At 72.6% G+C, this 23,811-nt stretch carries 24 protein-coding genes; 8 read left to right on the top strand and 16 right to left on the bottom strand.

The window, feature by feature from the left end; all coding sequences use genetic code 11:
* Window position 1: 1 nt before the first annotated feature.
* The 5 genes from DDW44_RS07625 to DDW44_RS07605 form a co-directional block, all read right to left on the bottom strand.
* A complete protein-coding gene (locus tag DDW44_RS07625) occupies window positions 2-1,798 on the bottom strand; it encodes a glycoside hydrolase family 15 protein (RefSeq protein WP_108908759.1) in 1,797 nt (598 codons plus the stop codon).
* A 286-nt stretch (window positions 1,799-2,084) separates the two neighbouring features.
* Window positions 2,085-2,888, bottom strand: coding sequence for an SURF1 family cytochrome oxidase biogenesis protein (locus DDW44_RS07620; RefSeq protein WP_108905953.1), 804 nt, complete (start codon window positions 2,886-2,888; stop codon window positions 2,085-2,087).
* Between the two features lie 189 nt (window positions 2,889-3,077).
* Complete coding sequence (locus DDW44_RS07615) at window positions 3,078-3,311, bottom strand: hypothetical protein (RefSeq protein WP_017948874.1); 234 nt, start codon at window positions 3,309-3,311, stop codon at window positions 3,078-3,080.
* A 138-nt stretch (window positions 3,312-3,449) separates the two neighbouring features.
* The gene (locus DDW44_RS07610) at window positions 3,450-4,433 is read right to left on the bottom strand and encodes a DEDDh family exonuclease (RefSeq protein ID WP_018890194.1); all 984 of its coding nucleotides are present in this window, start codon (window positions 4,431-4,433) and stop codon (window positions 3,450-3,452) included.
* A gap of 197 nt (window positions 4,434-4,630) precedes the next feature.
* The gene (locus DDW44_RS07605; RefSeq protein WP_027731695.1) at window positions 4,631-5,257 is read right to left on the bottom strand and encodes a TetR/AcrR family transcriptional regulator; all 627 of its coding nucleotides are present in this window, start codon (window positions 5,255-5,257) and stop codon (window positions 4,631-4,633) included.
* A gap of 223 nt (window positions 5,258-5,480) precedes the next feature.
* Between DDW44_RS07605 and DDW44_RS07600 the strand changes: the two genes are divergently transcribed.
* Complete coding sequence (locus DDW44_RS07600) at window positions 5,481-6,152, top strand: VIT1/CCC1 transporter family protein (RefSeq protein WP_017948877.1); 672 nt, start codon at window positions 5,481-5,483, stop codon at window positions 6,150-6,152.
* A 178-nt stretch (window positions 6,153-6,330) separates the two neighbouring features.
* Window positions 6,331-7,272 (top strand): sterol desaturase family protein, encoded by a 942-nt coding sequence (locus DDW44_RS07595; protein ID WP_108908758.1) that lies wholly within the window; start codon window positions 6,331-6,333, stop codon window positions 7,270-7,272.
* A gap of 61 nt (window positions 7,273-7,333) precedes the next feature.
* Here the strand turns inward: DDW44_RS07595 and DDW44_RS07590 are convergent, their stop codons facing one another.
* Entirely contained in the window at window positions 7,334-8,461 is a 1,128-nt protein-coding gene (locus tag DDW44_RS07590; RefSeq protein ID WP_018890191.1) for an NADH:flavin oxidoreductase, read from the bottom strand.
* 117 nt (window positions 8,462-8,578) lie between these two features.
* Here DDW44_RS07590 and DDW44_RS07585 point away from each other — a divergent pair, with 117 nt between their 5' ends.
* Window positions 8,579-9,013, top strand: coding sequence for a MarR family winged helix-turn-helix transcriptional regulator (locus tag DDW44_RS07585; protein WP_026281714.1), 435 nt, complete (start codon window positions 8,579-8,581; stop codon window positions 9,011-9,013).
* Between the two features lie 175 nt (window positions 9,014-9,188).
* On the opposite strand, the gene DDW44_RS07580 is transcribed toward DDW44_RS07585, so the two are convergent.
* Both DDW44_RS07580 and DDW44_RS07575 read right to left on the bottom strand, forming a co-directional pair.
* Window positions 9,189-10,562 carry a CoA transferase gene (locus tag DDW44_RS07580; RefSeq protein ID WP_108905952.1) on the bottom strand — a complete coding sequence of 458 codons (1,374 nt, stop codon included), beginning with the start codon at window positions 10,560-10,562 and terminating at the stop codon, window positions 9,189-9,191.
* A 127-nt stretch (window positions 10,563-10,689) separates the two neighbouring features.
* Complete coding sequence (locus DDW44_RS07575; protein WP_108905951.1) at window positions 10,690-12,228, bottom strand: S8 family peptidase; 1,539 nt, start codon at window positions 12,226-12,228, stop codon at window positions 10,690-10,692.
* 338 nt (window positions 12,229-12,566) lie between these two features.
* On the opposite strand from DDW44_RS07575, the gene DDW44_RS07570 reads away from it, so the two are divergent.
* The 3 genes from DDW44_RS07570 to moaA all read left to right on the top strand — a co-directional run bounded on the left by DDW44_RS07570 (window position 12,567) and on the right by moaA (window position 15,737).
* Window positions 12,567-12,932 (top strand): DUF485 domain-containing protein, encoded by a 366-nt coding sequence (locus DDW44_RS07570; protein ID WP_017948883.1) that lies wholly within the window; start codon window positions 12,567-12,569, stop codon window positions 12,930-12,932.
* The gene (locus tag DDW44_RS07565; RefSeq protein ID WP_108905950.1) at window positions 12,929-14,563 is read left to right on the top strand and encodes a solute symporter family protein; all 1,635 of its coding nucleotides are present in this window, start codon (window positions 12,929-12,931) and stop codon (window positions 14,561-14,563) included. Before DDW44_RS07570 ends, DDW44_RS07565 begins: the two co-directional genes overlap by 4 nt.
* 184 nt (window positions 14,564-14,747) lie before the next feature.
* A complete protein-coding gene (gene moaA, locus DDW44_RS07560; protein WP_108905949.1) occupies window positions 14,748-15,737 on the top strand; it encodes a GTP 3',8-cyclase MoaA in 990 nt (329 codons plus the stop codon).
* On the opposite strand, the gene DDW44_RS07555 is transcribed toward moaA, so the two are convergent.
* Together DDW44_RS07555 and DDW44_RS07550 are read right to left on the bottom strand one after the other, a co-directional pair.
* A complete protein-coding gene (locus DDW44_RS07555; protein ID WP_108905948.1) occupies window positions 15,720-15,980 on the bottom strand; it encodes a hypothetical protein in 261 nt (86 codons plus the stop codon). The two genes, moaA and DDW44_RS07555, sit on opposite strands and share 18 nt — an antisense overlap.
* A 194-nt stretch (window positions 15,981-16,174) precedes the next feature.
* The gene (locus DDW44_RS07550) at window positions 16,175-16,597 is read right to left on the bottom strand and encodes a DUF3099 domain-containing protein (protein ID WP_108905947.1); all 423 of its coding nucleotides are present in this window, start codon (window positions 16,595-16,597) and stop codon (window positions 16,175-16,177) included.
* A gap of 213 nt (window positions 16,598-16,810) precedes the next feature.
* Between DDW44_RS07550 and DDW44_RS07545 the strand changes: the two genes are divergently transcribed.
* The gene (locus DDW44_RS07545; RefSeq protein ID WP_017948888.1) at window positions 16,811-17,086 is read left to right on the top strand and encodes a GlsB/YeaQ/YmgE family stress response membrane protein; all 276 of its coding nucleotides are present in this window, start codon (window positions 16,811-16,813) and stop codon (window positions 17,084-17,086) included.
* A gap of 163 nt (window positions 17,087-17,249) precedes the next feature.
* Here DDW44_RS07545 and tyrS read toward each other — a convergent pair whose 3' ends face one another.
* From tyrS to DDW44_RS07515, 6 genes are all read right to left on the bottom strand, one after another.
* On the bottom strand, window positions 17,250-18,518 hold the full coding sequence (tyrS, locus tag DDW44_RS07540) for a tyrosine--tRNA ligase (protein ID WP_108905946.1): 1,269 nt from the start codon (window positions 18,516-18,518) through the stop codon (window positions 17,250-17,252).
* A gap of 278 nt (window positions 18,519-18,796) precedes the next feature.
* On the bottom strand, window positions 18,797-20,188 hold the full coding sequence (locus DDW44_RS07535) for a metallopeptidase TldD-related protein (protein ID WP_108905945.1): 1,392 nt from the start codon (window positions 20,186-20,188) through the stop codon (window positions 18,797-18,799).
* Complete coding sequence (locus DDW44_RS07530; RefSeq protein ID WP_108905944.1) at window positions 20,185-21,708, bottom strand: TldD/PmbA family protein; 1,524 nt, start codon at window positions 21,706-21,708, stop codon at window positions 20,185-20,187. The genes DDW44_RS07535 and DDW44_RS07530 overlap by 4 nt, the downstream gene beginning before the upstream one ends.
* A 178-nt stretch (window positions 21,709-21,886) precedes the next feature.
* Window positions 21,887-22,081: a DUF397 domain-containing protein gene (locus DDW44_RS07525; RefSeq protein ID WP_108905943.1), complete on the bottom strand. Its 195-nt coding sequence runs from the start codon at window positions 22,079-22,081 to the stop codon at window positions 21,887-21,889.
* Window positions 22,082-22,089: 8 nt separating this feature from the next.
* Entirely contained in the window at window positions 22,090-22,305 is a 216-nt protein-coding gene (locus DDW44_RS07520; RefSeq protein WP_108905942.1) for a DUF397 domain-containing protein, read from the bottom strand.
* Entirely contained in the window at window positions 22,302-23,159 is an 858-nt protein-coding gene (locus DDW44_RS07515) for a helix-turn-helix domain-containing protein (protein ID WP_108905941.1), read from the bottom strand. The genes DDW44_RS07520 and DDW44_RS07515 overlap by 4 nt, the downstream gene beginning before the upstream one ends.
* Window positions 23,160-23,366: 207 nt before the next feature.
* Here DDW44_RS07515 and DDW44_RS07510 point away from each other — a divergent pair, with 207 nt between their 5' ends.
* Window positions 23,367-23,810 (top strand): ATP-binding protein, encoded by a 444-nt coding sequence (locus tag DDW44_RS07510; protein ID WP_108905940.1) that lies wholly within the window; start codon window positions 23,367-23,369, stop codon window positions 23,808-23,810.
* The last annotated feature ends 1 nt before the right edge of the window (window position 23,811 follow it).

Raw genomic sequence — 23,811 nt, 5'->3', positions numbered from 1 at the left:
CCTATCCTGCCGCGCCGCGTGCGGCCAGAGCCAGGGCGGATCCCACCAGTCCCACATGGCTGAACGCCTGCGGGAAGTTGCCGAGCTGCCGCCGCGCCACCGGGTCGTACTCCTCGGCCAGCAGACCCACGTCGTTGCGCAGCTCCAGCAGCCGTTCGAACAGGTCCTTGGCCTCCTCCACCCGTCCGGTCGCGCGGAGTGCGTCGACCATCCAGAACGAGCAGACCAGGAACGTTCCTTCACGGCCGGGCAGCCCGTCGACGGAGGGGCCCTTGGTGCTGTAGCGGTCGACCAGCCCGTCGCGGCTCAGCCCGGCCCGCACCGCGTCGACCGTGCCCACGACCCTGGGGTCTTCGGGCGGGAGGAAGCCCACCCGGGGAATGAGCAGCGCCGCGGCGTCCAGCTCGTCCGAACCGTAGTACTGGGTGAAGGTGTTCCGCTCCGCGTCGAAGCCCTTCTCGCACACCTCCCGGTGCACGGCGTCCCGCATCGCCCGCCACCGGGTCACATCACCCGGCAGCGAGGGGTCGTCCTCCAGCGTCCGTACGGCCCGGTCGGCCGCTACCCAGGCCATCACCTTGGAGTGCACGAAGTGGCGCCGCGGCCCCCGCACCTCCCACAGGCCCTCGTCGGGTTCCCGCCAGGTCGACTCGAGGAAGCCCAGCAGACTCAGCTGGAGGTTCCAGGCGTGCGGCGCGGACTCCAGACCGGCCTCGCGGCCCAGCCGGAGCGAGTCCATGACCCCGCCGTAGACGTCGAGCTGGAGCTGGTCGACGGCGCGGTTCCCGATCCGCACCGGCGCGGAGTTCTCGTAGCCGCGCAGCCAGGGCAGTTCCGCCTCGGGCAGCCTGCGCTCCCCGGCCACCCCGTACATGATCTGCAGATCGGACGGGTCGCCGGCCACCGCGCGCACCAGCCAGTCGCGCCAGGCGGCGGCCTCCTCGAGGTAACCGGTGGACAGCAGTGCGCCGAGGGTCAGTGTGGAGTCGCGCAGCCAGCAGTAGCGGTAGTCCCAGTTCCGTACGCCGCCCGGGTCCTCGGGGAGCGAGGTGGTGGGAGCGGCGACGATCCCGCCCGTCGGGGCGTACGTCAGCGCCTTCAGGGTGATCAGCGAACGGACCACGGCGTCCCGGTACGGGCCCTCGTAGGCGCACCGCCCCGACCACTCCCGCCAGCCGTCCACGCTCGCCGCGAGCGCCTCGAAGGGATCGACGAGCCGGGGGGCCGGTTCGTGCGAGGGGTGCCAGGTGAGGACGAACGCGAGGGTCTGGCCCGCGCCGACGGTGAACGACGAGACCGTGCTGAACTGCTGTCCCCAGGTCTTCACCGGCACGGAGTCCGGGTTCTCCAGCCGCAGCCACACGGAGTCGGGGCCGGCGACCGCGACCCGGTGGCCGTTCGTCCGCCGCATCCAGGGGACGACCGAGCCGTAGTCGAAGCGCAGCCGGAGGGAGGCGGCCATCTCGACGCTGCCGCTGACGCCCTCCACGATCCGTACGACGTCGGGGGCCCTGTCGCGCTGCGGCATGAAGTCGGTGACCTTGACCGTGCCGGTCCGGGTCTCCCAGAACGACTCGAGGACGAGTGTGCCCGGGACGTAGCGGCGGCGGGTGCAGTTCCCCGCGCCCTTGGGTGCGAGCCGCCAGTGGCCGTTGTCGTCGTCGCCGAGCAGCGCCGCGAAGCAGGCGCCGGAGTCGAAGCGCGGCAGGCACAGCCAGTCGACCGAGCCGTCCCTGCCCACCAGACCCGCGGTCTGCAGATCGCCGATCAGGGCGTAGTCCTCGATGCGTTGGGTCACGACAGGCCGCTTTCCCTCGCAATCGGCCGCCCATGCGGTCGGGTTGCCCACGCGCACCCCCACTCCCATGCGCACGCCCACTCCCACGCTCACGACGAGGACGGCGCCGGAGACGGAGACGGAGACGGCCATCAGGCATCGGGCATCGGGCATCGGGCGTAGGGGTGCGGGCGTCGGGGTGCGGGGACGGCCCGGGCGTCCTGCGAGGGGCCGTGCCGGTCGTGGTGGCCGTGGTGGCCGCGGTGGGACTCGGGCCGGGGGAGCGCCCGGCGGAGCGCCCGGCGGCTCAGTTCGCCGGCGCACCGGCCGTCGCGGGTGTCTCCTCGGCGGCGGGCCCGGCGGCCTGCTCGGCCCGGTCGCGCTTCTCGCGGCGCACCAGAACCACCCAGCCCACCGGGACACCGGCCGCGAACAGCCACCACTGCACCGCGTACGCCATGTGCGCGCCGATGGATTCGTGGTCGGGTTCCGCGATCAGCTTGGGCGTGCCGCCTGCCGGCTCGGGGGCGGTCTGCTGGAGGTATCCGCCCAGCACGGGCCGGCCCAGGCGGCCGGCCTGCTGCTCGCTGTCGATCAGCATGATCTGACGCGGCGGCAGCCCGCTGAGGTCCTTGATCCCGCTGGCTTCGGTCGTCTCGTCGGCCATGAGCCGGCCCGTGACGGTGACCTCGCCCTCGGGCGCCGGCGGCACGGCGGGGTACGCGGCCTGGTCGGCCGCCGCCGGCACCCAGCCCCGGTTCACCAGGACCGCGCGGCCGTCGGCGAGGATCAGCGGGGTGAGGACGTGCACCCCCACCCGGTCGTCGCCGTCGGTACGGCGGCGCACGACGACCTCGTGGGCGGTGTCGAACGTGCCCGTGGCCGTGACGTGCCGCCAGTAGTCCGCGCGGGGGACCGTGTGCCCCGGGGAGGTCAGCTCGGTGACGGGCACGGGGCGTGCGGCGAGGTTGTCCTCTATCAGCTTGTTCTGCGCGACGCGGCGCTCGTGCCGGTGCAGCTGCCAGAAGCCCAGCTCGGCCATCACGGGGATGAGGACGAGGCTGACGAGGGTGAGGATCACCCACTGCCGGGACAACAGGAAGCGGTACACCCCACGACGGTACAACTCGGTCGCGGGGTGTCCGGCGGCAGGGTCCCGGGCACGGCCCGGAAGCGTGCCCGGTGAAGCCCGGTGAAGCCCGGTGGTGGCCGGTGGGCCCGGTGGTGGCCGCGGAAGCGGTGCGCCGTGCGGGGGACCGGCCGAGGGACCGGACGAGGAGCCGGCCGAGAACCGGCCGGGTCACACCTTGTCGACGATGCCCGTCCTCCCCTCGGCGCGGGCGCAGTGCCCGCCGCAGTACCAGTGGCCCTGGACCTCGACGCCCTGGCCGATGATCTGGACCCTGCAGTGCTCGCAGATCGGGGCCATCCGGTGGATGGCGCAGGAGAAGCAGTCGAAGACGTGCACCGCGCCCTGCGCGTGCACCTCGAAGGACATGCCGTAGTCGTTTCCGCAGACCTCGCAACGTGCCATGCGCCGCATGGTCCGCAGGCGGGCGGACCGGGGCAAGGTCCGGCAGGGCGGGTCGGGCCTGCTGCACCCGACCGGCTCAGGCCCCTCCGGGCCGCGGTCCGCCCGCGGGATCCGGGCCGCCGGGCTCCCGGCGGGCGGTCACTCCTCGGCCGGTGCCACGTCCCTGAGAAGCTGGGTGAACGCGGCCTCGTCGATGATCGGCGTCCCGTACGACCTGGCCCGGAGCGTCTTGGAGGTGGGCGCGTCGGGATCGTTGGTGACGAGGAGACTCGTCAGCCGGGAGACGCTCGTCGCGACATGGAGTCCGGCCTCGACGGCACGGTCCTCCAGCAGCTCCCGCTCGATCGAGGTGTCGCCCGAAAAGGCCACCCGCATGCCCTGTTTGAGTTGTTTGTCCGCCTCGTAGCGTCCCGGATTCGGATACGGGCACGGGGACCGCTTGCGTGACGGGCGCCAGCCGTTCGGCCGGTACGAGGAGCCCGACGCCTGCCGGCCGATCCGCGGTGCGGAGGGTGCGGCGGACCACTCGGTGAGCGGACGGCACTCCAGCAGCGGCAGCCGTACGCCCCGTTCGGCCGCCGTGTGCAGACTCGGCCGGAACACCTCCGCCAGTACCCGGGCGTCGTCCAGGGCGTTGTGCGCATGGCGCTGGACCACGCCGAAGTGTGCGGCGAGCGACTCCAGCTTGTGGTTGGGCAGCGGCAGTGACAGCTCCTTGGAGAGCGCGATGGTGCACAGCCGCTGGCGCACCGGGGCGAGGTGCTCCGCCCGTGCGTACTCCCTGGCGATCATGGACCAGTCGAAGACGGCGTTGTGCGCGACGAGCACCCGGCCGTCCAGCCGGTGCGCGAACTCATGGGCGATGTCGCCGAAGAGCGGCGCACCCTCCAGCATGTCGCTCGTCAGTCCGTGGATCCACACCGGACCGGGGTCCCGCTCGGGGTTGACCAGGGAGTACCAGTGGTCCTCGACGTTCCCCTGCGCGTCCAGGCGGTAGACGGCAGCAGACACTATCCGGTCGTCGCGGGCGAGGCCGGTGGTCTCCACGTCGACGACCGCGTACCCCTGTGGATACGCGGCCGGCCACGCTGCTGCTGTCGTACGGTCGTCGAGCATGGTCACAGAGCTTACGGGCCGCCACTGACACGGTCGCTGGGGACCCGTGCGCCGCCGCGCACGGGTCCCGGCCGGCGGGGTGCGCGTCTGGGGCCTCGTCAGCCCGGTACGGAAACCGGGCAATTCGCCCCGGCCGACCGGTGGGGATCTCGCCGGACACATCCGGAATCCGCCGGGGGAGGGGAGCGGCCGCTCACCCCGCGTCAGGTGCTCCCCTGCGCCAGCAGGGACTTGACCAGCGCCCGCATGGACGCGGTGAACAGCCGCTCCGGGTCGGCGGGGCGCGCCAGCGCGCGGGCCAGAGCCGGGTCCTTCCTCGCGCTCGCGCTCTTCCGTGGCCGCTCCCGTCCGGGCGTCTCGTCCTGGGCGAGCTCGCGCGCACGCTCGACCAGGACGAAGCCGACGACCTGGAACTGCACCGCGCGAACCGCCTCGGCGGCACGGGCGCCCCGCAGTCCGGCGGTGTGCGCCTCCCGGACGAGCGCGCGCTGCGCGGGCAGCAACACCCGTTCGGTCAGGCCGCGTTCATGGACCATGGCGATCAGGTGCGGCCGCGCGTGCAACTCGCCGCGGAGCCTGCGGGCGACCGAGACGATCCGGGTGGCCGGGGTGCGGCCGGTCGGCTGTATCGCCCCCATCTCCTCGACCGTCCGCTCCACGAGCGCGTCGAGCAGTGACTCGCGATTGCCGACGTGCCAGTAGATGGAGGTCACGGCCGTACCGAGCCGGGCGGCGAGCCCCCGCATGGTGAGCGCGTCGGGACCGTGCTGCCGCACGAGGTCGTCCGCGGCCTCCAGCACCTGCTCGCGGGTCAGCACGGTACGCGACATGGAACCCCCAACTCCGGTCAACTCCCCTGTGGAAGACGGTTCTTGGATCTTCCATCGGCAAGCAGTGTAACTGCGTTACAGGCGATGCCGGGCCGCACACCCGCACCAGCCCCGTTGCGGTGCCCCCGCGCCGCCCGTGTGGCGGCTGTGTCAGCGGCGGCGGGAGTGGGACGCTCCCGGTGTGACGCAACCGACGCCCCGCCACGTGCCGCACGGCGCTTCCATGGGCACCCGGCTCAACTGGCTCCGCGCCGCGGTCCTCGGCGCCAACGACGGCATCGTGTCGACCGCGGGCCTCGTGGTGGGTGTGGCGGGTGCGACGAGCGACAGCGCCGCGCTGCTCACGGCCGGCCTCGCCGGACTGCTCGCCGGATCCATGTCGATGGCAGCCGGGGAGTACGTCTCGGTCTCCACCCAGCGTGACTCGGAGAAGGCGGCACTGGCGCTGGAGAAGCGGGAGCTCAAGGAGCAGCCCGCGGCCGAACTCGAGGAGCTGACCTCCCTGCTGATCGCCCGCGGCCTCTCCCGCGAGGTCGCCCGCGCGGCGGCGGAGCAGTTCACCGCACGCGACGCGCTCCGCGCCCACGCCCGGGTCGAACTGGGCATCAACCCCGACGAACTCGCCAACCCCTGGCACGCGGCCGGCGCCAGCTTCCTCGCCTTCACCGTGGGGGCGCTGCTGCCCCTGCTGGCCATCGTGCTGCCGCCGGCCGCCGCCCGGCTGCCGGTGACCGTCGTGTCCGTACTGCTCGCCCTCGCCTTCACCGGCTGGTGGAGCGCCCGCCTCGGCACGGCGCCGGCCGGGCGGGCGATGGTGCGCAATGTGTGCGGGGGCGCGCTGGCCATGGGGGTGACGTACGCGGCCGGCTCGCTGCTGGGGGCCGCGGGCGTCTGACCTCCCCCGGCCGCGCACCGGAGGCGGTGCCCGCGGGCACCGCCCGGGGAGGAGCCGCCGGAACCACCCGGTGCCCCGTCCCGAGACGGAAGCCGCCGGAACCACCCGGGCGCCCCGTCCCGAGAACGTGCCGGTAACCGTCTGGCCGAGCCGCCGTCCCCGCCCCTACGGTGCCCGCATGCCGTCCAGCCTGCCCGATGTCGTGCTGTGGTCGATCCCCGCCTTCGTCCTGCTCACCCTCGTGGAGATGGTGAGCTACCGGCTCCGTCCCGACGACGCGGCGGCCGGCTACGAGCCGCGGGACGCCGCCACCAGCATCGGCATGGGACTCGGCAGCCTCTTCTTCGACCTGCTGTGGAAGGTCCCGGTCGTCGCGATCTACACCGCCGTGTACGAACTCACCCCGCTGCGGGTGCCCGTCCTGTGGTGGACGGTACTGCTGACGCTGCTCGCACAGGACTTCTTCTCCTACTGGTCGCACCGCGGGCACCACGTCATCCGCGTCCTGTGGGCCTGCCACGTGGTGCACCACTCCAGCCGGAAGTTCAACCTCGGCACCGCGCTGCGCCAGCCGTGGACCGCCTTCAGCTCGTGGCCGTTCTACCTGCCGATGATCGCGTGCGGGGTGCACCCGGCCGCCCTGGCGTTCTGCTCCTCGGTGAATCTCGTGTACCAGTTCTGGATCCACACCGAGCGGATCGGCAGACTGCCGCGCCCGGTCGAGTACGTGTTCAACACCCCGTCCCACCACCGGGTCCACCACGCCTCCCAGGGCGGCTACCTGGACCGGAACTTCGGCGGCATCCTCATCGTCTGGGACCGGCTCTTCGGGTCGTTCGCGGCCGAGACCGAGCGGCCCGTGTACGGGCTCACCAAGAACATCGAGACGTACAACCCGCTGCGGGTCGCCACGCACGAGTACGTGGCGATCGCCCGGGACCTGCGGGCGGCGGCCGACTGGCGCGAGCGGGCGGGGCGGTTGTTCCGCGGGCCGGGTTGGCGGCCGGGGGCGTCGGCCTCCGGGCCGTACGCCGCCGTCACCGTCCCGCCCGGGGGCCCCGGGCCCCGTGACCGGGACGCCTCCCGGCGCCCGGCCGAGGCAGGGGAACCCTCCGGGTGACGGTCGGCCCCCGGCGGCGCGGCCGCCCGGTTACCCGGGCCGGGGCGCCGCCCGCAAGCCCTCAGGCCAGCGTCTTCAGCGCCGCCGCGTCGTACGGCTTCAGCTCGTCCGTCCGGCCCTCCAGGACCTTGGACGCCCACTCCGGGTCCTGGAGCAGGGCGCGGCCGACGGCGACCAGGTCGAACTCGTCGCGCTCCAGGCGGTCGAGCAGGTTGTCGAGGCTGCCGAGCCCGGCGCCCTCGCCCATGAACGCGCGGATGAAGTCGCCGTCCAGGCCGACCGAACCGACGGTGATGGTGGGCCTGCCGGTGAGCTTCTTGGTCCAGCCGGCCAGGTTCAGGTCGGAGCCGTCGAACTCCGGGAGCCAGTAGCGGCGGGTGGAGGCGTGGAAGGCGTCGACGCCGGCCGCGGCGAGCGGGGCCAGGATCGCCTCCAGCTCCTGCGGGGTCTCGGCCAGCCGCGCGTCGTAGGCCTCCTGCTTCCACTGCGAGTAGCGGAAGATCACCGGGAAGCCGGGCGAGACGGCGGCGCGGACCGCGGCCACGATCTCGGCCGCGAACTTCGAACGGGCCACGGGGTCGCCGCCGTAGGCGTCGGTACGGCGGTTCGTCCGCGCCCACAGGAACTGGTCCAGGAGGTAGCCGTGGGCGCCGTGGAGTTCGACGCCGTCGAAGCCGAGGCGCTCGGCGGCCGCGGCGGCCTCGGCGAAGGCGCCGATCACGTCGTCCAGGTCGCGCCGGGTCATCGCCCGGCCGGTGCCCTCGGTGCCGTCGACGCGGATACCGGAGGGGCCTACGGCGGGGGCGTCGGCGAAGGGCGCGTCGCCCTGCTTGCGCACCATGCCTATGTGCCACAGCTGCGGCACGATCGTGCCGCCCGCCTCGTGCACGGCCTCGGCGACCTTCGCCCACCCCGCCAGCTGCTCCTCACCGTGGAACCGCGGCACGCGGTCGCTCTGCCCGGCCGACTCGTGGCCGACGTAGGTCCCCTCGGTGACGATCAGGCCCACCCCGGCGGCGGCCCGGCGGGCGTAGTACGACCGCACGTCCTCGCCGGGAACGCCGTCGGGGGAGAACATGCGCGTCATGGGCGCCATCACGATGCGGTTCGGGACGGTCAGGCCGTTCAGCGCGACGGGCCGGGCGAGGATCTCGGCGGCGCGGGAGGTGGGGGACGCGGTGACGATCACGGAAGAACACTCCTCGTGGTTACTTGATAACCTAGATGCTTGAGAACTTCAGGTAATGGAGGAGACGGTAGAGGCGACTACTTGAAATAGTCAAGCTTCTCTGGGTAGGGTCCCCTCATGACAGAAGCCCCGCGTGTCGACACGTCCCAGCTCATGGAGCTGCTCTCGGTGTCACTCGGCGTCTTCTACGGCGACTTCACCGTCGCGGCGGCGAGTGAGAACCTCACGGCGAGCCAGGGCAAGGCGCTGACCGTGCTGCGCCGCGGGCCCGCCGCGATGCGCGCCCTGGCGGAGACCATGGCCTGTGACGCCTCCAACGTGACCGGGATCGTCGACCGGCTGGAGAAGCGCGGCCTGGTGCGGCGCGAGGCCGGCGCATCCGACCGGCGGGTCAAGAACGTCGTCCTCACGGCCGAGGGGGAGCGCGTCACCGACGCGATCCGCGCCAGGATGCGCGCCACGCAGGACGGCCTGGACAGACTCGGCGACGAGGACCGGGACCGCCTCCGCACCCTGCTGGAGCGGGTCTTCCTCGACCGGCCCGCCGCCTGACCCGAGACGGGGAGGGCGTCCGGGCCCGGCACGGTCCCCCGCCGCCTACGCGCACCGTCATGAAGTGCCGTGGCCAGGCGACCGCACGACAGGTCCGGGCGGACTCCCCGGCGATTCCCGCAACCCCGGCGCACCCCGGAACCCCGGAATCCCCCCGGCCCACTCCCCGGCGCCGTCAGTCCGTGCGCCACACCGGCGCGTCCGCGCCCCACACACCCGGCGGGCGCGCCCAGTCCGCCGGGCCGCCGGCGTACCCGACCGGGGGCAGCGCGTAACGGAGCCGGCCGAGCGGGCCGTCCCGTTCCGCCAGCCACCGGCCCGGCTCGTACCGGCCTTCGTCCCCCTCGGGGGCGCGCGGCAGCCCGTGTACCAGGAAGTGCGCGGTGCGGGCCAGCGCCAGCCGTACGAGACGGGTGCCGCCGTCGTCGTCCTGGTCGGTGAGCGCGCGCAGCACCGCCGCCGCGAGCAGATAGCCCGTGGCGTGGTCCAGTGCCTGTGCGGGCAGGGCGCCCGGCCGCTCCGGGGTGCCCTCCAGTACGGCGATCCCGCTCGCCGCCTGGACCAGGCTGTCGAACCCGCGCCGCGCGTCCCAGGGGCCCCCGTCCCCCCACGCCGAGAGGCGGGCGACCACCAGCCCGGGCCGGACCAGCCCGAAGCGCTCCAGTGCGCCCGGCCGGTATCCGGTGACCAGGACGTCGGCCCGGTCGAGGAGTTCGCCGAACACCCGCCGGTCCCCGGCGCGGGCCAGGTCCAGCGTGGCCGACCGCTTGCCGAAGCCGGTGTCGGCGTGCTGGTCCGGCAGTTCCGGCAGCCGCGGCGGATCGACGCGCAGCACGTCGGCGCCGAACAGGGCGAGGGTCCGGGTGGCGACCGGGCCCGCGATGACCCGTGTCAGGTCGAGGACCCGCAGCGGGCGGCCCGAACGGTCCGGGGGAGGGGCGTCGTCGAGCCGCTCCCGCACCACCGGAGGGAGGGCTCCCGCGGCCACGCCCTGCGGATGCGCCGCCCACTCCCCGGGCGTCCGCACCGCGACGGCCAGGCCGCCGGCCGCGTACACCTCCTCCTCCACTGCCCTCGCCGGCCGCTCCGCGAGCGCGGCGGCCATCCCGCTCTCGTCCGTGTCCAGCGCGGTCAGCAGGGCGGCCCGGTGGTGCGGGTAGTTGGCGTGGGTACGCACCCAGCCGTCGGCCGCGCGCCAGTACCCCGACAGCGGGGCGAAGGTCACCGGTGCCCGGCCGTCCACCCTCAGATGCCGCTCGCTGACGAACGCCGTGGCCACCGCTCCGTCGTCGACCCGGACCGCGGGCACCGGGCCGCCGGTCCCGCGGGCCGCCCGCTCCGCCGCGGCGAGCGAGCACACGGCGACCGCGGCCCGGGCGAGTTCCCTGACGGGCAGCCGCGCCGGGAGCACGCCCGGCGGGCCGCCGTGGGCGACCCGCGCCGTGAGCGCGGGGTCCCCGCCGAGGGCCGCCCAAAGCGCCTCCGTGCCGCCGGGGCCCGCGGGGCCACCGGCCTGGCCGGGTACCGCGCTTGAGGGAGTGTCGGTCATGGTCGCAGTCTGCACCCGCGGTGCGCGCGGACGCACCGGGGCCCGGGCGTGATCCCTCACACCCGGGCCCCTCACCGGTGCCCGCGCCCACCCGGCAGGCGGGCCGCCTGCCGGGCGGAGCGTCCGGCTACCAGCGCACCGCGTCCAGCGCGTCGACCATCCCGGCCCCGTAGAAGCCGTTCTTGCCCTTGCCGCCCTCGCACACCGCGTCGACCGTGCCGTCGCCGTTGATGTCGTACGGGTTGGTGCAGGCGCGGTCGTCGGCCTGTGCGTACAGCAGCGCCTTGACCCCGGCCGCCGGCAGGTAGGGGTGCTTCGACTTGATCAGCGCGACGACACCCGCGACATGCGGGGCGGCCATGGACGTGCCCGCCTTGTAGTTCCAGGTGTGGCCGCCCCGGAACGTCGTCGAGAGGATGAGCCCGCTGGTGGCTGGCGCCTCCGGCGGCTGGAGGGCGGTGGAGTCGCCGCCCGGCGCCGCGATGTCGATGACCCCGTGGCCGTAGTTCGAGTACGACGACTTCAGGCCCTTGGCCCCGGTCGCCGACACCGTCACCACACCCGGCAGCATGGCCGGGATGTCCGGGCACTCGCGCGGGTTGACGACCCGGGTGACCGGAGTGGTGTCGTTCGGGCTCGTCGTGTCGGTGACCTCCTCGGAGGTGAGGTCGGTGCGCGAGTTGCCGGCCGAGGCGACGTGCACCACGCCCTTGCGCTCCGCGTACCGGGTGGCCCGGGTGAGGGTCTCGACCAGGGCCTTCTGGTCGTCGTCGGCCTTGCAGTTGTACAGCCACGGGTCGACGTAGTAGCTGTTGTTGGTGACGTCGGCGCCGTGGTCCGCGGCCCACATGAAGCCGCAGAGGACCGCCTCGGTGTAGAAGAACCCGTCCGGGTTCGCCACCTTGAGGCTGGACACCTTCACCCCGGGTGCGACGCCGGTGACGCCGAAGCCGTTCTTCGCGGCGGCGATGGTGCCCGCCACGTGCATGCCGTGGTCGCTCTCGCCCGCCGCCGGACGCCACGCGTCGTTCTCGGTGACCGGGACGCCGCTGACGCAGTTCGCGGACGCCCGGCGGTCGAAGTTCTGCGCGATGTCCGGGTGGGTGTCGTCGATCCCCGAGTCCAGGACGGCGACCGTGACCTTGCTGCTGCCCAGCGAGCGCTGGTGGGCCTTGTCGGCCTTGATGGCCGGCAGGTCCCACTGCAGGGGCTCCAGCGGGTCCTGCTCGTCGGTCGCCTTGGCCGCGGCGGCCTCCATCTGCTCGGCCGTCAGCGGCTGCTCGGCGTCGATGGCGTCGTCCCGCTGGGGGACCAGCGGGTTGGTGCGCGTGGCGCCCGCCGAGGCGACGTTCTTCACCGCCCTCATCTGCCCGGCGAAGTCGGGGTTCTGCGAATGGGCGACGATGACGCCGATGCTGTCGTAGGCGATCACCACCGTGCCGCCGGCCTTCTCCACCGCCCGCTTCACCTTGGCGACGGCCGATCGCCCGCCGTCCACGTTGACGACGTACGAAAGCGCCGGGCCGTCGGTCGAGACGGCGGCGGGCGTGTCGTCGGTGGGGGCGGCGGTCGCCGCACCCGCGGGCAGGAATCCGAGCGAGGCCGTGAGCGCCAGACCCGCGGGCAGTGCTATCGCGCGCGTTCGTCTGGATCGCAGATGAGCCATGGGATCTCCACATCATCCGGTCGGCCGCCCAGGCACCCGGTGCCTTGGGCGGGTACATGACGAGTGAAGCTATCGCCGATCACGCGGGCACATCAACGATTTCGGGAACTCGGATCCGGAATCCGGGCGGAAAGCGGAAGCGCGAACAACGGCCGGAGGTGAACCGCTCCGCGGTGCGCGCCGTGCCTCTGTTGCAGAAGAAGGGGTGAGCCGCCCCGCTCCCGTACGCGATCCCGTCCCCTCCCGAGCAGACCACCAGACCACCAGACCCGACCCGTCCCGACCCGTCCCGACCGTCCGGTCGATGTCCCGCCGCACCCGCGGCGCGAGGAGAGCCCGTGACCACCGACGCACCGCCGCCCGCCGGAAGCAGGGACCTCGGTCCCCACCGGCCCACGACCGAACGATTCGTCGAGGTGCAGGCGAGCGCGGAGTTCGCCGAACTGCGCCGCGCCCACCGGTCCTTCGCCTTCCCGCTGACCGTCGCCTTCATCCTCTGGTACCTGCTGTACGTCCTGCTGTCCAACTACGCGGGCGCCTTCATGGGCACCAGGCTCTTCGGCAACATCAACGTGGCCTTCGCCCTCGGCCTCGCCCAGTTCGCCACCACCTTCCTCATCGCCTGGTTCTACGCCCGGCACGCGGCCGGGAAGCTCGACCCCAGGGCGGACGCGATCAAGTCCCGTATGGAGGCCGACGCATGAGCGCCACGGCACTCCCCTCCGCCGGGCTCGCGGCGGCGAGCGACGCCGGTGCGCACCGGCCGCTGATCATCACCCTGTTCGCCGCCTTCGTGGTCGCGACGCTGTTCATCACGGTATGGGCCGGCCGGCAGACCAAGGACGCCGCCGACTTCTACGCCGGCGGGCGCCAGTTCACCGGTTTCCAGAACGGACTCGCCATCTCCGGCGACTACATGTCCGCCGCGTCCTTCCTCGGCATCGCCGGCGCCATCGCCCTCTTCGGGTACGACGGCTTCCTGTACTCCATCGGCTTCCTGGTCGCCTGGCTGGTCGCCCTGCTGCTGGTGGCCGAACCCCTGCGCAACTCCGGCCGGTTCACCATGGGCGACGTCCTCGCCTACCGCATGCGGCAGCGTCCGGTCCGCACCGCGGCCGGCACCTCCACGATCGTCGTCTCGATCTTCTACCTGCTCGCCCAGATGGCGGGCGCCGGAGTGCTGGTCTCCCTGCTGCTCGGCATCACCAGCGACGCGGGGAAGATCGCCATCGTCGGCCTGGTCGGCGTGCTGATGGTCCTCTACGTCACCATCGGCGGGATGAAGGGCACCACCTGGGTGCAGATGGTCAAGGCCGTCCTGCTGATCGCGGGCACCCTGCTCATCACCTTCCTGGTGCTGTGGAAGTTCGACTTCGACGTCTCCGCGCTGCTCGGCACCGCGGCCGAGCAGAGCGGCAAGGGCGCGGCCTTCCTGGAACCCGGCCTCAAGTACGGCGCCACCGGCACCTCCAAGCTCGACTTCCTCTCGCTCGGCATCGCCCTGGTGCTCGGCACCGCCGGCCTGCCGCACATCCTGATCCGCTTCTACACCGTGCCCACCGCCAAGGCCGCCCGTACGTCGGTGATCTGGGCCATCGGCATCATCGGCGCCTTCTACCTGATGACGATCGCCCTGGGCTTCGGCGCGGCCGCCCTGGTCGGCCCGGAGGAGATCACGGCCTCCAACAAGGCCGGCAACACGGCGGCACCGCTGCTGGCCCTGCACATCGGCGGCGCCGACACCGCCGGCGGCGCGATCCTGCTGGCCGTGATCTCGGCGGTCGCGTTCGCCACCATCCTCGCCGTCGTCGCCGGGCTCACCCTGGCGTCCTCCTCGTCGTTCGCGCACGACATCTACGCCAACGTCATCCGCAAGGGGCAGGCCACCGAGAAGGAGGAGGTCCGCGCGGCCCGCTGGGCGACCGTCCTCATCGGCGTCGTCTCCATCGCCCTGGGGGCCATGGCCCGCGACCTGAACGTGGCCGGCCTGGTGGCGCTCGCCTTCGCGGTCGCCGCCTCGGCGAACCTGCCGACGATCCTCTACAGCCTGTTCTGGAAGAGGTTCACCACCTCCGGCGCCCTCTGGTCGATCTACGGCGGCCTGGTCTCCTCGGTGGTGCTGGTGTTGTTCTCCCCGGTCGTCTCCGGCAAGCCCACGTCGATGTTCCCCGCGGTGGACTTCGCCTGGTTCCCGCTGGAGAACCCCGGACTCGTCTCCATCCCGCTGGGCTTCCTGCTCGGCTGGGCCGGCTCCCTGCTGTCGAAGGACGAGCCGGACCGGGGCAAGTACGCGGAACTGGAGGTCAAGTCCCTCACCGGCGTCGGCGCCCACTGAGGAGGAAAGCGTCATACGCCCGTACCGGCCGCGTCGTAGGGTCCTACGACGCGGCCGCGCCGTTCCTCGTGGCAAACGGCCCCTGCCGTTGTCGGAGGTCTCGCGTAGGCTCGCCTGTAGGTACGAGTTCCTCACTCGCGAGACGAGTGCCAGACGACTTCCGGACACGGGGAGGGGGCCCACAGTGCTCATCGACACGTACGGCCGCGTGGCCACCGACCTGCGGGTCTCGCTCACCGACCGGTGCAATCTCCGCTGCTCGTACTGCATGCCGGAGGAGGGCCTGCAATGGCTCTCCAAGTCCACCCTGCTCACGGACGACGAGATCGTCCGGCTCGTCCACATCGCGGTGACCACGCTCGGGATCACCGAGGTCCGCTTCACCGGCGGCGAGCCGCTGCTGCGGCCGGGGCTCGTCGGGATAGTGGAGCGCTGCGCCGCGCTGGAGCCCCGCCCCAGGCTGTCGCTCACCACCAACGGCATCGGCCTGAAGCGCACCGCGACGGCCCTGAAGGCCGCGGGGCTGGACCGGGTCAACGTCTCCCTGGACACGCTCCGCCCCGACGTCTTCAAGACGCTCACCCGGCGCGACCGCCACCACGACGTCATCGACGGCCTGCGGGCCGCCCGTGACGCCGGCCTCACCCCCGTCAAGGTCAACACCGTGCTGATGCCGGGGCTCAACGAGGACGAGGCACCCGAGCTGCTGGCCTGGGCCGTGGAGCACGCCTACGAACTGCGCTTCATCGAGCAGATGCCGCTGGACGCCCAGCACGGCTGGAAGCGCGACGGGATGATCACCGCGGACGACATCCTGGAGTCGCTGCGCACCCGCTTCGACCTCGTACCCGAGGGCGGCCAGGCCCGTGGCTCCGCCCCCGCGGAGCGCTGGCTGGTGGACGGCGGCCCGCACAAGGTCGGCGTCATCGCGTCCGTCACCCGCCCCTTCTGCAGCGCCTGCGACCGCACCCGCCTCACCGCCGACGGACAGGTCCGCACCTGTCTGTTCGCCCGCGAGGAGACCGATCTCCGCGGTGCGCTGCGCTCCGGCGCCCCGGACGAGGAGATCGCGCGGATCTGGCGGGCCGCGATGTGGGGCAAGAAGGCGGGTTCCGGGCTGGACGACCCGGAGTTCCTTCAGCCGCAGCGCCCGATGTCAGCCATCGGCGGCTGAACCGCGCCCTTCGCCGGGCGCCGGGTCCTCCCACTCGCCGAGCGTCACGACGTCCTTGAGGAAGCCGCGCACACCGAGGAACGCCGACAGATACTCCCGGTGCTCCTCGCAGGCCAGCCACGTCTTGCGGCGCTCGGGCGGGTGCAGCTTCGGGTTGTTCCAGGCCAGCACCCACACCGCGGCGGCTCGGCAGCCCTTCGCGGAGCAGATGGGGGTCTCGGCGCTCACCGGGTCGGTACTCACCGGATCATTGTCCACAACGCCGCGACGCCGAGCAGCCACGGGGGGAGCTGCCCGGCGTCGGTCCGTCGCTCCGACGGGGGATGCGGAGCGCACTGGCAGTATGTCACGGGGAACGGTCCGTGGTGCACCGGAACTTCATGATTGATCTGAGCTTTTCCTGAGCTTCTCGGTGCATGTGCCGGCGGCCGCGCCGTTCAGCCGCGCCCGTACTCCCGTTCCGGCGCCTCCTGCGCCCGGTGCTCCGTACCGTCCTCGGCGGGCGTCCGCACAGCGTGCCCGAGGTGCGCCGCGTCCTCCGGCGCCGGTCGCGGCGCCGGAGTGCCGCTCCCGAGGGCCGGCCGGGTGGGCGCCGGCACGAACGTGGCAAGGGGCTTCGGGGCGCTCTCCCGGCCCGCATTGGCGATCACCACGGCGATGTACGGCAGGGTGGCTCCCAGGACGAGCGCCACGATCGCCACATGCCGTTCGACGTTCCACAGGACCGCGGCCAGGACCACCGCGAGGGTGCGGATGGACATGGAGATGACGTACCGGCGCTGGCGGCGGCGCACATCCTCGGCCAGACCCTGCCGGGCGCCGGTGATCCGGAAGACCTCGGTCTCCTTGTGCATCCGCATGTCGTTCCGCCGCTCAACCGCCGCGCCGGGCCCTCCCCGGCGCGCACCTTCTTCCACGGTACGCCGCGGTTCCGCCGCATTCGAGACCGGGCCCCGTGTCCGGCCGGCGGCGGCGTCCCGTACCGCACGGACCACGGTCCGACATGCGCCCTCTGGCGGATGCGTCGAAACTGTCCGTAACTGCTCACGTCGATCCGAAAGCGGGAGGCAGCCATGGGCTGGTTGTGGGCGATCATCGTCGGATTCGTGCTGGGGTTGATCGCCAAGGCGATCCTGCCGGGGAAGCAGCACAGTCCGCTCTGGCTCATCACGATCTTCGGCATCATCGGGGGCATCGTCGGGAACGCCCTCGCGGGAGCCTTCGGGATCGGGGAGACCCCCGGTATCGACTGGGGCCGCCACGCCCTGCAGATCATCGCCGCCCTGGTCGTCGTCGGCGTCGGCGACATGCTCTACATCGCCGTCCGCGGCAGGAAGAAGGTGGCCTGACGGACCGCGCCGTGCGCCGGCCGGGCCCTTTGGCCACGGACCGGCCCACGGAGAGCCAGGGACCGGCAGACAGAGAGCGACGGACGAACGGCGGCCGGGCGGGAGCGCGTCCCGCCCGGCCGCCGCGTCGTGTGACGCCCCGGGCCGTGCCCCGGGCGCGGCCTCAGCCGCCCGTGACCTCGATCGCGGCCAAATTCCTCTTGCCGCGACGCAGCACCAGCCAGCGCCCGTGCAGCAGTTCGCCCGCGGCCGGGACCGCGTCCTCGGCGGCCACCTTCACGTTGTTCACGTAGGCCCCGCCCTCCTTGATGGTGCGGCGGGCGGCCGACTTGCTCGCCATCAGCCCCACCTCCGCGAAGAGGTCCGCCACCGGGCCCGGCTCGGCCACCCGCGCGTGCGGCAGCTCGGACAGCGCCGCCGCGAGGGTCGCCTCGTCCAGCTCCCCCAGCTCGCCCTGGCCGAACAGCGCCTTGGACGCGGCGATGACGGCGGCGCACTGGCCGGCGCCGTGCACCAGCGTCGTCAGCTCCTCGGCCAGCGCCCGCTGCGCGGCGCGGGCCTGCGGGCGCTCCTCGGTGAGCCGCTCCAGCTCCTCCAGCTCCGCCCGGCTCCGGAAGCTGAGGATCCGCAGGTACCGGGCGACATCGCGGTCGTCCACGTTCAGCCAGAACTGGTAGAACGCGTACGGCGTCGTCATCTCCGGGTCCAGCCAGACCGCGCCGCCCTCGGTCTTGCCGAACTTGCTGCCGTCCGCCTTGGTCATCAGCGGAGTGGCGAGCGCGTGCACGTTCGCGTGCGGCTCCAGGCGGTGGATCAGGTCCAGCCCGGCGGTCAGGTTGCCCCACTGGTCGCTGCCGCCCTGCTGCAGGGTGCAGCCGTGGCGCCGGTACAGCTCCAGGAAGTCCATGCCCTGCAGCAGCTGGTAGCTGAACTCCGTGTAGCTGATGCCCTGGTCGGACTCGAGCCGGCGGGCGACCGAGTCCTTCGTCAGCATCTTGTTGACGCGGAAGTGCTTGCCGATGTCCCGCAGGAACTCGATGGCGGACATGCCCGCCGTCCAGTCCAGGTTGTTGACCATGACCGCTGCGTTGTCGCCCTCGAAGGACAGGAACGGCTCGATCTGGGCGCGGACCCGCTCCACCCAGGCCGCGACGGTCTCCGGGTCGTTCAGGGTGCGCTCGGCCGTCGGCTTGGGGTCGCCGATCTGGCCCGTCGCCCCGCCCACCAGGGCCAGCGGGCGGTGTCCCGCCTGCTGCAGCCGGCGCATGGTGAGCGCCTGCACCAGATGCCCGACGTGCAGGCTGGGCGCGGTCGGGTCGAATCCGCAATAGAACGTGACGGGACCGTCCGCGAGCGCCTTGCGCAAAGCGTCCTCGTCGGTGGACAGGGCGAACAGCCCGCGCCACTTCAGCTCGTCGACGATGTCCGTCACGGTTCCGGTTCTCCTCGAACAGTGGGAAGAGGGTGGTGGTCGCCCCGAGGGGCATCCTGCAGTCTACGGTTTTCGCCCGGGGGCCCGGACGCGCGCTCGCCCCGGCGGCGGCCGGGCCGGGGGCGCCGGGCAGAGGTGGCCGGGCCGGTGGCGGCCGGGCCTCGGACGCGTCGGCCCCGGAGGCCCCCCGGCCCGGGACGGCCCCGGCCTCGTACCTCCGGCCACTGGCCACCGGTCTCGTACCTCCGGCCACCGGGCCGGAGGTACGAGCCCCGGCCTCAGACTCCCCGGCTGACCGAGCTCATGTTGAAGTCCGGGACGCGCAGCGCCGGCATGGCCGCCCTGGTGAACCAGTCGCCCCACTCCCGCGGCAGCGTCTTCTCCGTCCGCCCGGCCTCCTGGGCCCGGGACAGCAGGTCGACGGGCGACTCGTTGAAGCGGAAGTTGTTCACCTCCCCGGTGACCTCGCCGTTCTCCACGAGATAGACACCGTCCCTGGTCAGCCCGGTCAGCAGCAGCGTGGCCGGGTCCACCTCCCGGATGTACCACAGACACGTCAGCAGCAGGCCGCGCCCGGTCGACGCCACCATCTCCTCCAGCGAACGCTCACCGCCCGCGTCCACGATCAGGTTGTCCGCGGCGGGGGAGACCGGCAGCCCCGACAGGCCCGCGCTGTGCCGGGTGGTGATCAGCCGCTCCAGCGCGCCGTCCCGCACCCACTCGGTCGCGGGCACCGCCAGACCGTTGTCGAACACCGAGGCGTCGCCACCGGAGGAGTGCGCGATCACGAACGGGGCGCACTCGAGACCCGGTTCGTCCGGATCGCTGCGGAGGGTGAGCGGCAGCTCCGACAGCCGCTCGCCGATGCGGGTGCCGCCGCCCGGCTTGGAGAAGACCGTGCGGCCCTCGACCGCGTCCCGGCCCGAGGACGACCACAGCTGGTAGATCAGCAGGTCCGCGACGGCCGTCGGCGGCAGCAGCGTCTCGTACCGGCCCGCCGGCAGCTCGATCCGGCGCCGCGCCCAGCCCAGCCGGGTCGCGAGCTCGGCGTCCAGGGCCGCCGGGTCGACGTCCGTGAAGTCCCGGGTCGAGCGCCCCGTCCAGGCCGAGCGGCTGCGGTCCGGCGACTTCGCGTTGAGCTCCAGCGTCCCGTTGGGCTGGTCGTGGCGCAGCCGCACCCCCGTGGAGGTGCCGAGGTAGGTGGAGGTCAGCTCGTGGCTGGCGAAGCCGTACAGCTCACGGCCGCCGGCGCGGGCCCGGGCGAAGGACTCGCCCAGCGCGGGCGCGAAGTCCGCGAAGACGGCCGAGGAGGTCTCCGCCGGGGCGTCGGTGAAGTCACCCGACACCGGGACGCCGCTCACCAGCGGCTGCGCGTCCTCGGCGGGGCCCGCGGCCCGTGCGGCGGCCTCGGCGGCCCGCACCAGCGGCTCCAGGTCCGCGGCCGTCACGGCCGACCGGGACACCACACCGGACGCGGTGCCCTGCGTCCCGTCCACGGTCGCGATCACGGTGAGGGTGCGGCCCCGGGTCACGCCGTTCGTGGTGAGGGTGTTCCCGGCCCAGCGGAGATTGGCCGAGGAGTGCTCGTCGGCGATGACGACACAGCCGTCCGCGGTGGACAGTTCCAGTGCACGCTCGACGATCTCGTGCGGCTTGCTGACGGGGCTCATCGACCGGCCTCCTGGGTGGTGTTCAAGATGTTGACGCCGCGGAACAGCGCGGACGGGCAGCCGTGCGAGACGGCCGCGACCTGGCCCGGCTGGGCCTTGCCGCAGTTGAACGCGCCTCCCAGGACATACGTCTGCGGGCCCCCGACCTTCTCCAGCGACCCCCAGAAATCGGTCGTCGTCGCCTGGTAGGCGACATCGCGCAGCTGCCCGGCCAGCCGGCCGTTCTCGATGCGGTAGAAGCGCTGGCCGGTGAACTGGAAGTTGTACCGCTGCATGTCGATCGACCAGGACCGGTCCCCGACGACGTAGATGCCGCGCTCCACCCCGCCGATCAGGTCCTCCGTCGACAGCCCGCCCGGTTCGGGCCGCAGCGACACGTTCGCCATCCGCTGCACCGGGACGTGCGACGGCGAGTCGGCGAAGGCGCAGCCGTTGGAGCGGCCGAGGTCCGTGAGCCGCGCGATCCGGCGGTCGAGCTGGTAGCCGACGAGCGTGCCCTCCCGCACCAGGTCCCAGCTCTGCGCCTGCACGCCCTCGTCGTCGTACCCGATCGTCGCCAGTCCGTGCTCAGCGGTCCGGTCCCCGGTCACGTTCATCACCGCGGAGCCGTAGCGGAGCTTCCCGAGCTTGTCGAAGGTGGCGAAGGAGGTGCCCGCGTACGCCGCCTCGTAGCCCAGCGCCCGGTCCAGCTCGGTGGCGTGCCCGATCGACTCGTGGATCGTCAGCCACAGGTTCGACGGGTCCACGACCAGGTCGTACGTCCCCGCCTCGACGCCCGGCGCGCGCATCTTGGCGGCCAGCAGCTCCGGGATCTCCTCCAGCTCCGCGTCCCAGTTCCAGCCGGTGCCGGTCAGGTACTCCCAGCCGCGGCCCACCGGCGGCGCGATGGTGCGCATGGAGTCGAACTCGCCGGTGGTCTCGTCCACCGCGACCGCCGTGAGCTGCGGATGCAGCCGGACCCGCTGCTGCGTGGTGACCGTACCCGCGGTGTCGGCGTAGAACTTGTTCTCGTGCACGGTCAGCAGCGAGGCGTCCACGTGCGCCACGCCGTCCGCCCGCAGCAGCCGCGCGCTCCAGTCCGCGAGCAGCGCGGACTTCTCCTCGTCCGGGACGCCGAACGGGTCGATCTCGTACGAGGAGACCCAGGTGCGGTCCGCGTGCACCGGCTCGTCGGCCAGCTCGACCCTCTCGTCCGAGCCGGCCGCCGCGATCACCTTCGCCGACAGCCTGGCCATCGCCACGGCCTGCCCCGCCACCCTGGCGGCGGCGTCCGGCGTCAGATCGACACCGGACGCGAAGCCCCAGGCCCCGCCGTGCACGACCCGCACCGCGTACCCCAGATCGGTGGTGTCGGACGAGCCGGCCGGCTTCGCGTCCCGCAGCCGCCACGAGCCGCTGCGCACCCGCTCCAGCCGGAAGTCGGCGTGCTGGGCGCCGAGGGAACGCGCCCGCGCCAGCGCCGCGTCGGCGAGCGCCCGCAGCGGCAGCGCCAGGAATGACTGATCGATCTCATGGGGCACGACTGGGGTCCCTTCGGGAAGCTCAGCGGCGATGGGCTGTCACTGTCAGCGGAAGTGAATCACGGACCCGGGGACCTGATCGCCGGAAAATCCGCGAGCGGCAGCACGAAACGGGCGGGCACGGAACCAACTTCCGTGCCCGCCCGCGAGCGATCGGTTCGGCGCCTGCCCAGCCGGCTCAGCGGGCCGGGTAGGCGCCCGCCGCGTGTGCGGTGAACGCCGCCCACGCCGTCGGCGTGACGACGAGGGGGCGGATGCGCGTGTCCTTGGAGTCGCGGATGTGGACCGCGTCGGGACGCAGGGCGATCTCGACGCAGTTGTCGCCCTCGCCGCCGCTGTAGCTGCTCTTGAACCAGGCCAGTTCGGTGCTCATAGCGGTGATCAGTTCGGCGCGGGCTCGGCGGGCGGGTAGGAGCCCGCCGCGAGTGCGGTGAACGCCGTCCACGCCGTCGGCGTGACGACGAGGGGGCGGATGCGCGTGTCCTTGGAGTCGCGGATGTGGACCGCGTCGGGACGCAGGGCGATCTCGACGCAGTTGTCGCCCTCGCTGCCGCTATAGCTGCTCTTGAACCAGTGCGGCTCTCTGATAGTGCTCATAGCGCTCCTCGCATCTGTTCCAGCAGCTTCACGGTAGCCCGGCAGTCCAAGGCCTGTGAACGCAGCTTGCCATAGCGTTGGAGCAGGACACTGACGTCTTTTGGAGCTGAAATCAGGGTGCTTGACCGCTGTCCCTCCGTATACCCCATCCACCGATGGGTGGGGGTCTCGGCGAGGTACATCTGGCCATCGATGCCGCAGTGGTCCTCCTGCAGGGTGGGCATGATCTGGATCTCGACGTTCCGTCGCCTGCCCAAGTCGAGAAGCCGGTCGATGACCTGCCTGGTGACCTCAGGGCCTCCCATGCGTCGTTCCAGGATGCTCTGCTCGATGACAAAGCTGAAGGCGGTGTTCTCCATGGTGGACACGAGTTGCTGGCGGTCCAGGCGAGCCGTGACCTCGCGTTCGATCTGCTCCTCGGACACCGGCGGCAACCGCCGCTCGAACACCGCCCGGACGTACCCCTCCGGCTGCAGCAACCCCGGTACCGCCCGGCACTCGTACGCGTACAGGGAGAGCGCCTCCTCCTCGACCCCCGCCCACTGCCGGAACCACGACGCCAGCCCCGCCCTCCGCGTCAGGCTCTTCGCCGCCGCGGTGAGGACCTTGAGCGCGACCGGTCCCAGGACCTCCTCCGCCCGTGCGGGCAGGTCCGCCGGGGGGAACCGCTTGCCCTGCTCGATCTTGGCGACGTACGCGGCCGAGTACCGCACCCGTCGCGCGAACTCCTCCTGCGTCAGGCCGGACTCCTCCCGCAGTGCCTTCAGGACGACGCCGAAGGTCCTCAGGCTGTCGGAGAGCTCCGCCTCACCGCCGTTCGTACCGCCGCCGCCTCCGCCGTGGTCCGTCCTCATCGCCGCCGCGCCTCCCGTGCCCACGCTTTCGCGCCCCGCCCGACCCCGCCCAACCCGTCCAGGGTCACGCACGGTGACCCACCCGGTCCAGAGTGTGCACTGGTACAGCGGCACGTGTATGGGTGTCGTGCCTGTTGGGGCGGGCGGCGGGCCGGGAACGCTGGGCGCATGCCAGCGTCACCCGCCCAAGAGGCCGTTACCGTAAGTGTGTTCGTGCAGCGCTTCTCCGCCACGCGCCGTGGGGCCCGTCTCGCCCGCCGGCTCGCCGCGCACCACCTGGACCTGTGGCACCTGCCGTACGGCGGTACCGCGTCCGACACCGTCACCCTCGTCGTCGCCGAACTCGCGGCCAACGCTGTCCTGCACGGCCGCGTCCCCGGGCGCGACTTCGAACTGCGGCTCGGCTACGACCGCTCGGCCGGCGTCGTCCGCGTCGAGGTGTCCGACACCCACCCCGGGCGGCCCGGGCTCTGCGGGACGGCGGCTCGGGGCCCCGCGGATGCGGAAGGCGGCCGAGGACTGCTCGTGGTCGCGGCCGTCGCCGCGCGCTGGGGTGTCGACGACCGGCTGGGGCCCGGCAAGACGGTGTGGGCGGAGTGCGCGGTCCCCGTCCCGCCCGATCCGCGTCCGGTATGTCCCCTCCGGGGCTAAG

Origin of the sequence: Streptomyces tirandamycinicus, from assembly GCF_003097515.1 — a bacterium.
Taxonomy (GTDB): domain Bacteria; phylum Actinomycetota; class Actinomycetes; order Streptomycetales; family Streptomycetaceae; genus Streptomyces; species Streptomyces tirandamycinicus.
This window is presented reverse-complemented; position numbering and strand designations above follow the sequence as displayed.